Raw genomic sequence first — 14,229 nt, 5'->3', positions numbered from 1 at the left:
ATGAGCATCATCTCCGTCGATACCGACCTGCTGCAGCTGAAGTCCGCCAACGTGCAGGCAACCGTGGACAGGATCAGCGCTGACGTCCAGGCCATGAAGCACGGACTGGATGAACTCCAGGGGTCCTGGCGCGGCTCTGCCGCCACCAACTTCCAGGCCCTGATCGCCGAGTGGACAATGACCCAGGGCCGGGTCGAGGCCGCCCTGGCATCCATCAACGCCGCCCTGGCATCCGCTGCCGCCACCTACGCCCAGGCCGAACAGGGCAACACCCAGCGTTTCAGCTAGCCAGCCAGGCGGGCGGTTGTGCCTCCGCGGCGTGCGTTTTAGCTTCCGGTGTCCCCTGGTGGAACCGGAGGCGCCAGCGGTCTCCGTCCAGGACCCACAGCGAACTCCGAAGGACGGTTCCGGAGCGGGTAAAGCTCCGGTAGGTCAGCAGGACGGCGCCGGTCCCGATCCGGTCAGCGCCCAGGATCTCAATATCGGTCCGCTCCCCGGGATCCTCCTCAAGCGCCATCATCATGGCATCGCGCGTCCACACCCGCCCCGAGCTGCCGATCTCCATAAAATCAGGGTGCAACAGGACGGCCGTGCGGCCGATGTCACCGCGCACCAGCGGGCCCAGCAGCTCACGCTCCAGCTCCTCGACGAGGGCTTCGGGCGGCGAGGCCTGACGTTTGGCTTCAGCGACGTCGAAAGCGTCGCTTTCGAGCTGGCTGAACAGGTCAGGTTCGTCCACGCTTCCCGGAGGAAGGGACCCCGGTGTCCGGCCGGATCCGGCGGCACCGGGAGTGGTGGCAACCGGCTGCGTCCCCGCACCCTGCCGCGCTTCCGGAGCTGCCTCTGCGGGCCGGGATTCCGGTGCTGGCCGGGATCCCGCAGCGGCAGCTCCGGAAGAGGGGTGGTGTCCGCCGGGGAAACCCGGACCTGAGCGCGCGGCAACGCCTTGCTGATAGGCCGTGGCCGCAGCACGGGCGCGTTCATCAGCCGCCTCATTCAGCTCGTGCCCGGCGTGCCCCTTGACCCATTCGAACGTGTACTTTCGGCCGGAAAGCTCCCGGTCCAGCTCCTTCAGGAGCTCGACGTTCAGGACGGGCTTGCCGTCGGCCTTGCGCCAGCCTTTGCGCTTCCATCCCGGCATCCACTTGGTAATCGAGTTGATGACGTATTGGCTGTCGCAGAGGATCCGCAGGTCCTCCCCCGGAAGATGGGCTGTGGCGCGCAGAAGGTCCAGCACCGCCATCAGTTCACCCTGGTTGTTGGTCCCGTGGGGCCAGCCACCAGCGCGCCAGCAGTCGTCATTCACGTACCAGGCCCAGCCGGCCGGGCCGGGATTTCCCAAGGCCGAACCGTCAGCCGCTGCAGTAATCGTCACCGGTCCATCCTGCCAGACCGGCGCGACAATGGCGGCACGTGCCAGCTTCCCCTGCGCAGCGCGGAGCCAAGACAAGTGGGAAAACGTTTACCGAAAGTTCTTGACGGGCGGGAGCCATTCGGGAAACAATCGCAGTACTACTCGAGAAAACGCTTTCTTATTCCTGGGCATGGGTGCTTCAGAGGAGGAAGGCGGCATTCAGGAAGGCACATCAATGACGATTCGGACTGTGAGCCGGCGGAAATTCCAGCTCGGCGCAGCGGCCCTGGCCCTCTCCATCCTTGCTACCGGCTGCGGTGCGCCCGGCGGCTCAGGCGGCAACGAGCAGGTCACCCTGCGCTTCGCCTGGTGGGGCAACGAATACCTCAATGCCCAGACCGAAAAGGTCATCACCGCTTTTGAGGCGAAGCATCCCAACATCAACATCGAATCAGAACCGGGCGAATGGTCCAGCTACTGGGACAAGCTCGCCACCAAGACTGCCGCGAATGATGCTCCCGACGTCATCCAGATGGACCAGAAGTACATCGCCGAGTACGGCGGGCGGGGTGCCCTCCTGGACCTGGGAAAGCAGGACGGGATCGACACCTCAAAGCTGGACAAGGAAGCCCTGGCGTCAGGCCAGTACGACGGTGCGCAGTACGGCCTGAGCACCGGCCAGAATGCCTATGTCATCATGGCCAACACCAAGGTCTTCGAGGCGGCGGGCGTACCCCTCCCGGACGACACCACCTGGACCTGGGACGACTTCATGGAGACGGCTTCGAAGATCAGCGCGGCTGGTGACGGGAAGAACTACGGGGCCGCGTACGGCAGCAACGAGGCGGACCTGATCATCTGGCTGCGCCAACATGGCGAGAACCTCTACTCCGCCGACGGCAAACTGGACTTCGACACGGCAACAGCTGCGTCCTTCTGGGAGCGGCTGGAGGAGCAGCGCGATTCCAAGGCCAGCCCGCCGGCAACCGTGGCCACCGAGGATTCGGGCGCCGGCCTGGAGGAAAGCCTGTTCGGCACCAACAGGGTCGGCATGGCCTGGTGGTGGACCAACCAGCTCGGTTCGCTGGAGTCCACCACGGGCAGCAGCATCAAGATGCTCCGCGCTCCCAGCATTGACGGATCCGCCGCGGACAACGGGATGTACTACAAGCCCACCATGTTCTGGTCCGCCTCGTCCCGCTCCAAGCACCCCGACGAGGCCGCCACCTTCATCAACTACCTGACCAACAGTCCCGAGGCAGGCGCCATCCTGATGACGGACCGTGGCGTGCCCACCAACCCGGAGATTGTCGAAAGCATCACGCCTGACCTGAAGCCCGCAGACACAACCGTGGTGTCCTTCCTCAAGGACATTGCTCCGGACATGAAGGACGCACCGCCGGTCCCGCCGGTGGGTGCCGGCAGCGTGCAGAACGTCATCAAGCGGTACACGGACGAAGTTCTCTACGACCGGCTCACTCCCCAGGCTGCCGCCGAAGCCTTCAAGAAGGAAGTGGAAGGGATGCTCTCGAGCGCACGGAAGTAACCTCCCCCTGGCATCACCCGACAACAAAAATGCGGCCCCTCGAAAGAGGGGCCGCATTTCTTGTAGCTGCGGGACTGGCCCGGCAGGAAGGCTAGAAGCCGCCCATGCCGCCCATGTCGTCGCCGCCGCCGACAGGAGCGGGGTTCTTCTCCGGCTTGTCGGCCACGACTGCCTCAGTGGTGAGGAACAGGCCGGCGATGGAGGCCGCGTTCTGCAGGGCAGAGCGGGTCACCTTGACGGGGTCGTTCACGCCGGCAGCCAGCAGGTCGACGTACTCGCCGGTGGCGGCGTTCAGGCCGTGGCCTGCGGGCAGGCCACGGACCTTGTCCACCACAACGCCGGGCTCCATGCCTGCGTTGAAGGCAATCTGCTTCAGCGGGGCGTCGATGGCAACACGGACGATGTTGGCGCCGGTTGCTTCGTCGCCGGAGAGCTGCAGGTTGGCGAATGCCTTTGCGCCGGCCTGGATGAGGGCCACGCCGCCACCGGCGACGATGCCTTCTTCAACGGCAGCCTTTGCGTTGCGCACGGCGTCCTCGATGCGGTGCTTGCGCTCCTTCAGCTCAACTTCGGTTGCGGCGCCGGCCTTGATGACTGCAACACCGCCGGCCAGCTTGGCCAGGCGCTCCTGCAGCTTCTCGCGGTCGTAGTCGGAGTCGGAGTTTTCGATCTCGGCACGGATCTGGGACACGCGGCCAGCGATCTGGTCGGCGTCGCCGGCACCTTCAACGATGGTGGTCTCGTCCTTGGTGACAACAACCTTGCGTGCCTTGCCCAGCAGTTCCAGGCCGGCGTTCTCCAGCTTGAGGCCAACCTCTTCGGAGATGACCTGGCCGCCGGTGAGGACGGCGATGTCGGCCAGCTGCGCCTTGCGGCGGTCGCCGAAGCCCGGAGCCTTGACGGCAACGGACTTGAAGGTGCCGCGGATCTTGTTGACGATCAGGGTGGCCAGGGCCTCGCCCTCGATGTCCTCGGCGATGATCAGCAGCGGCTTGTTGGACTGCATGACCTTTTCCAGGACAGCAACCAGTTCCTTGACGTTGGAGATCTTGGAGTTGACGATCAGGATGTACGGGTCCTCGAGGACCGTTTCCTGGCGCTCTGCGTCGGTGACGAAGTAAGCGGAGATGTAACCCTTGTCGAAGCGCATGCCTTCGGTGAGTTCGAGCTCCAGGCCGAAGGTGTTGGATTCCTCGACCGTGATGACGCCTTCCTTGCCAACCTTGTCCAGGGCTTCGGCAATCAGGGCACCGATTTCGTCGTCACCGGCGGAGATCGAGGCGGTGGCGGCGATCTCTTCCTTGGTTTCGATTTCCTTGGCGGAGTTCAGCAGCTCGGCGGTGACAGCGTCAACGGCCTTTTCGATGCCGCGCTTCAGGGACAGCGGGTCGGCGCCGGCGGCAACGTTGCGCAGGCCTTCCTTGACCAGGGCCTGGGCCAGCACGGTAGCGGTGGTGGTGCCGTCGCCTGCGACGTCATCCGTCTTCTTGGCAACTTCCTTGACCAGCTCAGCGCCGATCTTCTCGTAGGGATCATCCAGCTCGATCTCCTTGGCGATGGAAACACCATCGTTGGTGATCGTGGGGGCGCCCCACTTCTTTTCGAGGACGACGTTGCGTCCACGCGGGCCGAGGGTGACCTTAACGGCGTCGGCGAGGGTGTTCAGGCCCCGCTCAAGGCCGCGGCGTGCCTCTTCATCAAATGCAATGATCTTGGCCATAACGGCAGTGGTCCTTTCGGGACGGTCGTTAAGAATGAACCTTCGCTGCAGTGCCCGCGACGGACGGTCCTTTGCCGGCGGCCTCTGTATGCCTCCGGGTGCGGACCTCACTCCAGTCAGGTGTTTCTTCGCTCTTTGCCCGGTGCCGCGCGCCGCCGGCTTGAAGCAGGCTTTGCGTTAGCAGTCGGTACGTCAGAGTGCTAAGTCAATAATTAGCACTCCCTACGTGAGAGTGCAAGCGAAAGGCGCCGGAAGCGGCGGGGCGGCGGGGTCTATTCGCTGACGGCGATCAGCTCGTCAGTTCCCAGGGCGGCCCGCTGTCTCGCTGCCGCTGGGGGCCGGCAGGTTGTCCGCACCATAGGTGAAGACCGAGAAGTTCGCCGTGGTGATGTCTCCGTTGGCGTCGAACGCGACGGGGCCGGATTCGCCGTCGTAATTGATCCCCGCGCCCGTCGCCAGCCCGGTGACGCAGTCCTTGTAGGTGGAGCAGGCGGGGGCCTCGGCGGACCCGCCGGCGCTGCCGCCGGACACACTGAGAAGGTTGGCGGCGATGGAACGGCCGGCGTCGTCCTGGGCCCTGGCCGCGGCCAGGGCCGCGAGGGTGACGGCGTCGTAGGTCTCTGCGGCGAAGGAAACATCCTTCAATTGGCCGTCGACGGCGAGCAGCCGTTCCTGGAATCCGGCGGAGGGAAGCTGGCCGGGGACCACTGCACGGGCGCCTTCCAGTGCTTTGGCGCCCAGCTTGGACCCGTAGCGGGCGAAGGCTCCGTCGCTGAGGATGATGCGGGGCCCGTCGATCCCGGCATTGTCCAGTTCCGCGAGTGCACCCTGGGCTCCTTCGCGGGCCACCAGGATGACGGCATCGGCGTCGGCTTCCCCTGCCGCGCCGGCGGCCTTGCCCGCCTCCCCCGACGGGAACTCCTCGCATGCCGCCACCTCCAATCCGGCCTGGGCCGCCGCCTCGGAAATGGCATCGGCAACGTCCTTGCCGTAGGCCCCTTCCTGGTACACGACGGAAACGGAGGCCGCACCGGCATTCTTCGCAAGCTTCACCAGGACGGGTGCCTGGGCGACGTCCGCGGCGGCAGTGCGGAAGTAGTAGCCGCCGGAGTCCGTCCCGGTAAGTCCTGCTGCGGTGTTGGCCGGCGAGATCAGCGGCGTCCTGGCACGGGAGAGAACATCAATGACGGCGGGCGCGTGGCTCGAATCGGTGGGTCCAATGACAACGTCTGCCTTGCCCGCCACCAATGCATGTGCCTGTGCCGCAGCATCCTGGCCCGCCTCGACCGGCAGCAGTTCCACCGGCCTGCCCTTGTGCCCGCCGGTCGCGTTGATCTCCTTGACCGCGAGCTTCGCCGCGGCAAGCTGGGAGTCATTGAGGAAACTGCTGTCACCGGTGCTGTCCAGGACCAGGCCAACCCGCAGGATGCCATCGCCGGACGCCTCGACTGATTCCACCCGGGCGTTGCCGGTGACACCGGAACAAGCGGTGGCAGCCAGGAGGGCGCACGCGGAGAGGGCGAGCGCCGGACGGACATGGACGGCGGAAAGGGGAAAAAGCTTCACTCGGCGGGCCGGACGCTTTCGGCCTGCGGGCCCTTCTCGCCTTCGCCGACTTCAAGCTCAACGCGCTGCCCCTCATCCAGCGCGCGGTAGCCCTCACCCTGGATGGCGGACCAGTGGACAAAGATGTCGTCTCCGGATCCGTCAACGGTGATGAAGCCGTAGCCCTTTTCCGCGTTGAACCATTTCACGGTTCCCTGTGCCATGCTGACCAACTCTTTCCGTAGAGACCGGGGACCCAGGAGCCCGAATTGCGCTTGCCTGCCCCGGACCGGACCCTGGACTTCACTTTAGCCAATGCCGGGTTTGCCCTGCAGGTGTCCCGGAGTGGGGCCGGGAATAGTTATTCACGCGTAACCGGCCGAACGGCAATGCTTAGCGGTATCCGGGACCCAGCACCACAACCAGGGGAACCTGGAAGTCGGTGCTGCTGACCAGCGTGCTGACGCCCAGCAGCCGCGCAAGGGCCTGGGCGTTGGCCAGCTGTTCAGGTCCTGCGTAGAAGATCGTGGAACCCTGCTGCGGCGCTCCGGCCCAGTTGCCAACCTGCCCCAGGGTCCAGCCGTCCGCCTGGACGGTTCCGCCCACCCGGCCGGCCAGGCCTGCCGTTCCGGTGGCGTTGAAGACGGCGACGGGCTGGGTCCGGTCAAGGACCACCTGCGCCTGCGCCGCCGTGGTGACCTCCGGTACTGCCTCGGGGCTGGGCGACGGCCCGGTTGACGCCGATGGCACGGCGTCCGTGGTGGGCTCCGGCGTGCTCTCGGGAGTAGCGGAAGGCGTTGTGCCCGTTTCCGCCAGCGGGGCCGCTTCCTGGCTGGAGGATACCTGCGCGCCAGTGCCGTTAAAGCCAAGTTTGGGAAGGATCAGGAACGACACCAGCCCGATGGCCAGCGCCGCCACCCCTACTGCCAGGATGGGCCAGAGGCGTACCCGCGAGGGTGCGGAAGCAGTGCGGTGCACACCTTGCCGCTGCGGGTTTTCCGGGACCTTGTCGAATTCGTCGCGGGCGTATCTGGTCATGGCTGACTTCCTTGGGAAATTGCTGCTGGGGGCGCGGGGGTCCTAGGCGTCGGAGCCAGGCGCCGGGCAGTCCGGGCCCGGTGGCGGGACGTACGTAGTCTACGCAGTCTCTTGACCAGCATGGGATCGTGGGCGAGTGCATCCTCGCGGTCGATCAGGGCGTTCAGCAGCTGGTAATAGTGGGTGGCAGAGAGGTCGAAGTGCTCCCGGATGGCCTGTTCCTTGGCCCCTGCGTACTTCCACCACTGGCGCTCAAGCGCCAGCATCTGCTGCTCGCGTTCGCTGAGCGGTGACTCGCGCAGCCTGAAGTCCGCCAGCAGGGTGTTCCGTGGTTCCTGCTCCGGCAATTCCTCGGGCAGATGTTCCCGGGCCGGTTCCGCCACGGCACACTCCTTCGAGGTCTAGGGGAAAATGTCCTACCCCCATGCTACGGACGAATAACAGCCTTGTCATTTGCGCCGGAGTCCTGTCCGTGGCCCGGCGACTCAACTCCCCTGCAAGAATGGGACGGTGCTTGAATCAGACGCCTTGTTCGAACTGGACCAGGACCCTGCCGGAACGGACGGGTTCGCAGAACTCGCGCGGCGTCCGCTTGCGGACCTCGTGGCTCCGGACTGGGCCGGGGCGCTGGCAGGAGTGGAATCCGAGCTTCGTGCCGTCCTCGGTTTCCTGGCGGATGAGGTGGCGGCGGGGCACCAGGTGCTGCCGTCGCCGTCGAACGTCCTGCGCGCGTTCCGCCAGCCCCTTGCCGGCGTGAAGGTCCTGGTGGTGGGCCAGGATCCCTACCCCACGCCGGGTCACGCCGTCGGCCTTTCATTCTCCGTTGACAAGCGCACCCGGCCCATCCCCCGCAGCCTCGCGAACATCTACCGTGAACTGGAGGCGGACCTCGGCATCCCGGCCCGGTCCATGGCGACCTGTCCGCCTGGGCGGAGCAGGGCGTGCTGCTGCTGAACCGGGTGATGACGGTACGCGCCGGTGCCGCGGGCTCGCACCGGGGCAAGGGCTGGGAGAAAATCACGACGGCGGCCGTCGCCGCAGTTGCCGCCCGGCAGTCCCCGGACGGCGCACCGATGCCGCTGGTGGCGCTGTTGTGGGGCAAGGAGGCCGAGTCCGTCCGGCCGCTGCTGGGCGATACGCCGGTGGTGTCCAGCGCCCATCCGAGCCCGTTGTCCGCGTCGCGCGGTTTCTTCGGTTCCCGGCCCTTCAGCCAGGTGAACCGGCTCCTGCGGGAGCAGGGTGCAGGGGACGTAACCTGGGAGCTTCCACCGGTTCCTTAAGGTTAGGCTTGCCTTATGAGCACTGTTCCCGCCGCCACCACCGCCACCAAAAAGAGCCGTCCCCAGATCAGCCTTGAAGTGCTCCGCCGGGAACAGCTCTCGCTGCACATGGTGCGCATCGTGGCCGGCGGGCCGGGCTTTGCCGACTTCGTCAACAACGGCTTCGCGGACCGGTACGTGAAGATTGTCTTTCCGCAGCCCGGCGTCGAATACCCCGCTCCCCTTGACCTGTGGAGCATCCGGGACACCATGCCGCGCGAGCAGTGGCCCTACACCCGCACGTACACTCTGCGCTGGGTTGATCCCGCTGCCCGGGAACTGGCCATAGATTTCGTGGTGCACGGCGATGAGGGGCTGGCCGGCCCTTGGGCGGCCAAGGCCGAGCCCGGCGATCCGCTGACCTTCACCGGTCCGGGTGGCGCCTACAACCCAAACCCGGAGGCTGACTGGTACCTGTTTGCCGGCGACGAGGCAGCACTGCCTGCCATCGCGGCAAGCCTGGAGGCGCTGCCTCCGGAGGCGACAGGCCTGGCCTTCCTCGAGGTGGATTCCGACGCCGACGTGCAGCCGCTCTCCGCACCCGCCGGCGTGAAGATCACCTGGCTGTTCCGTCACGGCGTACCTGCCGGGTCCAGCGACCAGCTGGTCAGCGCTGTGGCCGGCGCCGAGTGGCCGGCCGGGACGGTGGACGTTTTTGCACACGGCGAGCGGGGCTATATGAAGGCTCTCCGGGAGATCTTCTTCGCCCAGCGCGGCCTGGAACGCAGGCAGGTGTCGCTGTCCGGCTACTGGGCGCAGGGACGCGTGGAGGACGTGTTCCAGGCCGAAAAGAAGCTCCCGGTCGGCCAGATCTGACCCGCGGCCCCGCAGCCCGGAACCGCCCGCGTGCCGGACTACCGGCGGCGGGCGCGGCGCCGCTCGTTGCTCGCCAGGCTCCGGGTCAGGGGCCGCGCAAGGGTGTCGCCCAGGACAATTCCCCCGGCCGTTCCCAGCACAATGGCGCCCGCGCTCAGCATGCCGCCGGCGCCCAGCAGGATCTCGGCCTCCTCGATGGTGAGCACGTACATGGAACGGAAAATGGTGAGGCCCGGAAGCAGGATCAGCGCCGCGGGGACTGCCACCACCAGCTGCGGCGCCCCCAGGCGGAGGGCGACCACGCGCGCCAGCAGGCCGATCACCACTGCGGCGAGGGCGGGCGAGAAGCGGTCACCGATGCCGAGCAGCCCGCCGCCCAGCAGGACGAAGTAGCCGGCGACGCCCACAGCCGCGGTGGGCAGCAGGAGCTGCCAAGTGGTTTGTTCCGTGATGCCGATGGCCATCACAGCCACCGCCACAAGGATCACCAGGACCCACAGGTCATAGGCCGGCGGGAACGTCTGGGTGACGTCGATGCGCTGCATCCCCGTCAGTTCACCCACGACAAACGCGACGGCGATGCCCGCAACGATGGCGCCGAAGGTCAGCAGCGTTGACAGGAACCGCCCGGCAGCCGTGACGGGGAACCCGTTGATGGCGTCCTGCACGGACGAGACCAGGCGCCCGGTCGGAAGCAGCAGGAGGATGCCGCCCACCACCACGATCGCCGGCGAGGTGGTCAGGCCGAACTGCCAGAGCAGGAGGGCCAGCTGGGTCACCACGAAGGAGCAGCTGGCGGTAATGAAGAAGTCAGGCACGCGCCACCGTCCCAGCTGGCGCGCCAGCAGGCTGATGGCGATATTGGCAACGAACGCGATGGCCGAGGACACCGGGCCGCCGCCCAGCACGCCCACGAACGCCGCCGCGAAAATGCCGAAGGCCACTGTGACCATCCAGCGGGGAAAGGGCTTGGGGCTGGTGATTGCCTCGTTCAGCCTGCGGATGGCCTCGTCGCGGCCCACTCCCCCGGCCACAATGTCAGTCACCAGCTGGTGCACTTTGGCCAGGCCCGCATAGTTGTTGGTCCAGGACCGCACCACGCGCAGCAGCGCAATGGGCGTCTGGTCCTTGGGGGCGTAGTTGATGCCCACGGACTGGTTGGTGATGTCCACCTCGATGTTCTTCAGCCCCAGTGCCGCGGTGACCGCGATGATGCTGGTTTCCACCTCCAGCGCGCCGGCGCCGTAGCGGAACATGGTCTCGGCCAGGTGCAGGGCGAAGTCGAGCGTCTTGCGCGCCGAGGTGTCCACGCCACCCACCTGGATGGTGGGGTTTGCGTAGGGACTGCCGGCCAGACGGTCCACGATGCTGAGCGGCGCCGTCGGCGGGTTTTCGCCCTGGACCAGCCGGCGCAGCATTTTCTTGGCCGCAGCGTTCTGCCTCATCTGGGCAGCCGTCAGCGGCTGCGTCTTTGGCAGCCCGTCGGTGTGCGGCCGGACCCCGGGATATCCGGCGCCGGAACGTCCGGCTCCGGCGCGTTCCGGTCCTGTGGTGGCCGGTTCAGGCTTTGCGGGCTCAGGTTTTGCCCGCTGCGGGCGGTCTGCCGCGGGGCGCTCGGGCCGGTCGGTCATGGGTTCCCTCCTCCCGGGGCGGTGTGGATACGGTGCGGAGTGCCGGTCAGGATGTGCGTTTGCCGGGCAGCCTGCCCAGCACGGTGCGGGCCGCCGCGACGGCCGCCCGCGCAAGCCGGTTGGCATGGAACACGGCTGGCCGGACGGGCATCGCGAAGCCACCCACCAGCTGGACCACTTCGCCGCCGAAGCCCTTCTTGAACTCGTAGCCGCCGTGGCCCTCCTGGTCCTGGCCGGAGATGCCGAACGTTCCGTAGAAGTTGTAGCGCGGGTAGCCCTTTTCCAGGGCGTGCAGCATCATGCCCCAGTACAGTGACGTGGCGCCGTTGAAGTAGATGTAGTCCTGGACGGTGCCACCGATCACGCAGACCACCTCGTCGCCGTAGCAGACGAAGTGGATGGCGGCCACCGTGGCAACGCCCACGGAGTCCGGGAACCGCTCGATGTCCTTGAGGCTGCGCTCGTAGCTGTCCACCAGGTCCTGGACCACCTTGAGCCGGTTGGCTTTCTTCTTGCTGCCGGTCTCTTCCACTTCGCGCCGGAGGTCGGCGGCAGTGGCGGACTCAGTGGCCAGGCGGTCGGTGATGGACTTGCGGTAGGCCGGGATGTCGATCTTGGCCATCATGAGCTTGGTGAACTCGGGGGACGTGGTGCGGAGCAGGTGCTCGTAGTAGGCCCGCTCGCGGTATACGAAGCCCTTTTCGTCCCCGGCCCGGCTCAGGGCGGCGTAGAACTCGTCCAGCGTTTCCAGCGTGGCCTGCTCGAGGAACACACCGTTCTTCTCTGCCTTCCGGATTGCCTTCCGGGTGCGGTAGCTGGTGCTCATGATCAGCTCTTCCGCGTCCCGGATGCCTTCGAGGCTCTTGATGAACATCCAGTTCACGTTCACGAAGTCCATGTCCAGGCCCTGGTGCCGGAACCCCAGCTCCTCCAGCTGCGCCACGAGGGGACGGTTGTCCAGCACTTCGGGGTGTTCTGCACCGTCCTCGTCCCGGGCAATGTAGTGGACGTTCGGGAAGATGCGCAGCTCGGCGGCCTTGCGTTCGGCGGCTCGCTTCCGCAGGAGTTCGACGACGGCGCGCACCAGTTCCGTGTCCGCGTAGTCCACCAGCGGCCCCTTCGCGCATTCGCAGACCGTGTAGCCAAGGCGCGTCGTGGTGTAGTTCAGCTTGCCGGCTGCCACGAGTTCGCCGCCACTGCGCACGCCGAAGAGTTCCACCTCCTGGCCGCGGGCACGCTGGAACCGGGCAAAGTCGACGGACTGCAGGAAGCTGTTCTGCGGATGCTTCAGGGCGAAGGCCTCGAACTCGGCATCGCTGAGGACCGCGAACTCAAGGCCGGTGGCGGTGGGGACTGGATTCAAGGGGTTACCTTCTTCGGTGTTCTCGCGGCGTGGCAGTGCGCCGCGGTGCGGGAGGGGCTTGGGGCGGCGCAGTGCCGGTGCCGGCGCCGCGGGACAGGTGGGGGTCAGTAGAACTGCTGGCCGGTCCGCGCCGTTTCAATCCGGCGGAACACCCTTTCTGCGCCCTTGACCCAGAGACGGTGCCGCAGTGGCGAGAGCACGTAGTCGTGGCAGCCCACGAAGTCCGTAACCGTTTTGGTGAAGCTGGTTTTGAACATGCCCATGCCGTAAAGGTTGTGGCTCTTGTCCTTGATCCTCGAGGCCGGTGGCGTGCCGCAGAAGTCGTACTCGATGCAGCCGAGTTCCTGCATGCGCCGGATTGCTGCCCACTGCACCAGGTGCGAGTCGCCGTATTGTTTGCGGTTCTGGATGGAGCCGCCGTCCTTGTAGGTCGCTTTGGCGCCGTAATTGATCACGAAGGCGCCCACACTGGGCTTGCCGTCCTCGTAGGCAAAGAAGAAGTTCCCCTGGCCCCGGTTGCAGAATTCGTCCCAGAAGGCGGCGTAGTACTCATAGCTGCGCAGCGGCATCGAGCCCTTGGCCTTGACCGTGTCCGCCATGAGGTCGTACAGGGCGCGGTACGTTTCGGGCCCCTGTTCCATGCGCACAACTTCGCAGCCTTCCCGTTCGGCCCGCCGGATCGCATTGCGGGCGCGGGAGGAGATGTTTTTGAAGACTGTTTCTTCGGATCCGGAGATGTCCAGCAGGGCGGTGGAGTCGTTGGACTGGATGTTCGGCGCCTTGACCAGTCCGGCGGTGGCCAGCTGCGCCCGGGCATCAGTGGAGTCGATAATGTCCGGTTCGATCTTGATGGTGAAGACGTTGAGTTTGCGCCCGCGGGCAAGCGCGGCGCAGGCTTGCAGCGCAGCCTTCAGATCTTCCGCCGCGGCAAGGTCCGGGCCTTTGATCAGGTACCACAGCCGGCCGAGCACGGGGAACTTCTTTTCCAGTACCAGGTTGTAGCTTGCTGTTTCCGGGTTTTCCAGCACCAGGAAGCGGACCTTCCAGCCGCTGCCGTTTTTCACCGTGGCGTAAGCGGCCGACTGCAGCATGTTGCCGCCGTTCGGGTTGGCCGTGACGTGCTTGTCCCAGTTTTCAATTTCCTCGGCGGTGGCAAAACGTGCGGTGAATTCTCGCAAGGGGGCCGTGTCCAATCGGGTTGATGCGCGGTTTCGGTACTCGTGGATGTGTGCGGACATGCAGCCTCAAGTCTAAAGCCTGCGGATGGACCGGCCTTCCGCCTTGACTCCGGCACCGGGGCTCGCAAGGGTGGAAGGATGCAGCAAGACCGGGAACAGTTGAAGCCGCCGCCGGAAGAAAACGCGGTGCCGTATCGCGGCGGGGTCCAGGCGGCCGTGCTGGCCGGCTTGCTGGCAGCGTCCTTCCTGGTCGCGGCGCTGGGCGGGCTGGCCACCATCAACAACGTGGAGGGGTGGTACTCCACGGCGGATAAAGCACCCTGGTCGCCGCCGAACTTCGTGTTCGGACCGGTGTGGACCGTGCTGTACACGGCCATGGCCGTTGCGGCATGGCTTGTGTGGCGGAAGAGGACAGCGAAGACCAGGCCCGCGCTGACCGCCTACGCCATCCAGCTCGTACTCAACCTCGTCTGGACGCCGGTGTTCTTCGGCCTGTATCCCACGCTGGGCACCGCTGCCTTGTGGCTGGCGCTGGCCATCATCCTGGCGCTGATTGCCGCGGTCACCATTACTGTCCTGCAGTTCGGCCCGATCAGCAGGACTGCCGGCCTGCTCCTGCTGCCCTACGTGGCGTGGCTGGTGTTCGCCGCCTCCTTGAACTGGTGGGCCGCCGTCCACAACTAGCTGCGGGCGGCCGGCGGGATCGAGACGTCCCAGGT

13 protein-coding genes and 1 pseudogene are annotated in these 14,229 nt (G+C 66.2%); 5 read left to right on the top strand and 9 right to left on the bottom strand.

Annotated features, from left to right (window positions below):
* On the top strand, window positions 1-288 hold the full coding sequence (locus G205_RS11685; protein ID WP_009358143.1) for a WXG100 family type VII secretion target: 288 nt from the start codon (window positions 1-3) through the stop codon (window positions 286-288).
* On the opposite strand, the gene G205_RS11680 is transcribed toward G205_RS11685, so the two are convergent.
* Window positions 281-1,375, bottom strand: a complete 1,095-nt coding sequence (locus G205_RS11680) for a ribonuclease HI family protein (RefSeq protein WP_009358142.1) — start codon at window positions 1,373-1,375, stop codon at window positions 281-283. The two genes, G205_RS11685 and G205_RS11680, sit on opposite strands and share 8 nt — an antisense overlap.
* Before the next feature lie 214 nt (window positions 1,376-1,589).
* On the opposite strand from G205_RS11680, the gene G205_RS11675 reads away from it, so the two are divergent.
* Window positions 1,590-2,900, top strand: a complete 1,311-nt coding sequence (locus G205_RS11675; RefSeq protein WP_009358141.1) for an ABC transporter substrate-binding protein — start codon at window positions 1,590-1,592, stop codon at window positions 2,898-2,900.
* Between the two features lie 91 nt (window positions 2,901-2,991).
* Here the strand turns inward: G205_RS11675 and groL are convergent, their stop codons facing one another.
* The 5 genes from groL to G205_RS11650 all read right to left on the bottom strand — a co-directional run bounded on the left by groL (window position 2,992) and on the right by G205_RS11650 (window position 7,586).
* Window positions 2,992-4,620, bottom strand: a complete 1,629-nt coding sequence (gene groL, locus G205_RS11670; RefSeq protein ID WP_009358140.1) for a chaperonin GroEL — start codon at window positions 4,618-4,620, stop codon at window positions 2,992-2,994.
* 297 nt (window positions 4,621-4,917) lie between these two features.
* On the bottom strand, window positions 4,918-6,186 hold the full coding sequence (locus G205_RS11665) for an ABC transporter substrate-binding protein (RefSeq protein ID WP_009358139.1): 1,269 nt from the start codon (window positions 6,184-6,186) through the stop codon (window positions 4,918-4,920).
* Window positions 6,183-6,389 carry a cold-shock protein gene (locus G205_RS11660; RefSeq protein ID WP_009358138.1) on the bottom strand — a complete coding sequence of 69 codons (207 nt, stop codon included), beginning with the start codon at window positions 6,387-6,389 and terminating at the stop codon, window positions 6,183-6,185. The genes G205_RS11665 and G205_RS11660 overlap by 4 nt, the downstream gene beginning before the upstream one ends.
* A gap of 169 nt (window positions 6,390-6,558) precedes the next feature.
* On the bottom strand, window positions 6,559-7,203 hold the full coding sequence (locus G205_RS11655; RefSeq protein ID WP_009358137.1) for a LytR C-terminal domain-containing protein: 645 nt from the start codon (window positions 7,201-7,203) through the stop codon (window positions 6,559-6,561).
* Window positions 7,200-7,586: a DUF3263 domain-containing protein gene (locus tag G205_RS11650; RefSeq protein WP_009358136.1), complete on the bottom strand. Its 387-nt coding sequence runs from the start codon at window positions 7,584-7,586 to the stop codon at window positions 7,200-7,202. Before G205_RS11650 ends, G205_RS11655 begins: the two co-directional genes overlap by 4 nt.
* A 127-nt stretch (window positions 7,587-7,713) precedes the next feature.
* Between G205_RS11650 and G205_RS11645 the strand changes: the two are divergent.
* Both G205_RS11645 and G205_RS11640 read left to right on the top strand, forming a co-directional pair.
* Window positions 7,714-8,483, top strand: a pseudogene (locus tag G205_RS11645) (uracil-DNA glycosylase).
* Window positions 8,484-8,498: 15 nt separating this feature from the next.
* Window positions 8,499-9,338: a siderophore-interacting protein gene (locus G205_RS11640; RefSeq protein ID WP_009358135.1), complete on the top strand. Its 840-nt coding sequence runs from the start codon at window positions 8,499-8,501 to the stop codon at window positions 9,336-9,338.
* A 38-nt stretch (window positions 9,339-9,376) separates the two neighbouring features.
* Here G205_RS11640 and G205_RS11635 read toward each other — a convergent pair whose 3' ends face one another.
* The 3 genes from G205_RS11635 to G205_RS11625 all read right to left on the bottom strand — a co-directional run bounded on the left by G205_RS11635 (window position 9,377) and on the right by G205_RS11625 (window position 13,570).
* Window positions 9,377-10,783: a threonine/serine exporter family protein gene (locus tag G205_RS11635; protein WP_035752866.1), complete on the bottom strand. Its 1,407-nt coding sequence runs from the start codon at window positions 10,781-10,783 to the stop codon at window positions 9,377-9,379.
* 232 nt (window positions 10,784-11,015) lie between these two features.
* The gene (locus tag G205_RS11630) at window positions 11,016-12,332 is read right to left on the bottom strand and encodes a peptidoglycan bridge formation glycyltransferase FemA/FemB family protein (protein WP_009358133.1); all 1,317 of its coding nucleotides are present in this window, start codon (window positions 12,330-12,332) and stop codon (window positions 11,016-11,018) included.
* Between the two features lie 104 nt (window positions 12,333-12,436).
* Window positions 12,437-13,570, bottom strand: coding sequence for a lipid II:glycine glycyltransferase FemX (locus G205_RS11625; RefSeq protein ID WP_083875056.1), 1,134 nt, complete (start codon window positions 13,568-13,570; stop codon window positions 12,437-12,439).
* A gap of 78 nt (window positions 13,571-13,648) precedes the next feature.
* Between G205_RS11625 and G205_RS11620 the strand changes: the two genes are divergently transcribed.
* Window positions 13,649-14,194, top strand: coding sequence for a TspO/MBR family protein (locus tag G205_RS11620; protein WP_009358131.1), 546 nt, complete (start codon window positions 13,649-13,651; stop codon window positions 14,192-14,194).
* Window positions 14,195-14,229: the final 35 nt, after the last annotated feature.

The sequence above is a fragment of the Arthrobacter nitrophenolicus genome, assembly GCF_000332815.1.
Classification (GTDB): Bacteria; Actinomycetota; Actinomycetes; order Actinomycetales; family Micrococcaceae; genus Arthrobacter; species Arthrobacter nitrophenolicus.
The sequence above is the reverse complement of the archived record's forward strand: the minus strand, read 5'-3'. Positions and strand labels throughout refer to the sequence as shown.

Excerpts from the sequence above, each read along its gene's own strand:
- G205_RS11685 (WP_009358143.1), top strand. The coding sequence starts at position 1 with ATGAGCATCATCTCCGTCGATACCGACCTGCTGCAGCTGAAGTCCGCC.
- G205_RS11675 (WP_009358141.1), top strand. The coding sequence starts at position 1,590 with ATGACGATTCGGACTGTGAGCCGGCGGAAATTCCAGCTCGGCGCAGCG.
- groL (WP_009358140.1), bottom strand. The coding sequence starts at position 4,620 with ATGGCCAAGATCATTGCATTTGATGAAGAGGCACGCCGCGGCCTTGAG.
- G205_RS11660 (WP_009358138.1), bottom strand. The coding sequence starts at position 6,389 with ATGGCACAGGGAACCGTGAAATGGTTCAACGCGGAAAAGGGCTACGGC.
- G205_RS11655 (WP_009358137.1), bottom strand. The coding sequence starts at position 7,203 with ATGACCAGATACGCCCGCGACGAATTCGACAAGGTCCCGGAAAACCCG.
- G205_RS11640 (WP_009358135.1), top strand. The coding sequence starts at position 8,499 with ATGAGCACTGTTCCCGCCGCCACCACCGCCACCAAAAAGAGCCGTCCC.
- G205_RS11635 (WP_035752866.1), bottom strand. The coding sequence starts at position 10,783 with ATGAGGCAGAACGCTGCGGCCAAGAAAATGCTGCGCCGGCTGGTCCAG.
- G205_RS11625 (WP_083875056.1), bottom strand. The coding sequence starts at position 13,570 with ATGTCCGCACACATCCACGAGTACCGAAACCGCGCATCAACCCGATTG.
- G205_RS11620 (WP_009358131.1), top strand. The coding sequence starts at position 13,649 with ATGCAGCAAGACCGGGAACAGTTGAAGCCGCCGCCGGAAGAAAACGCG.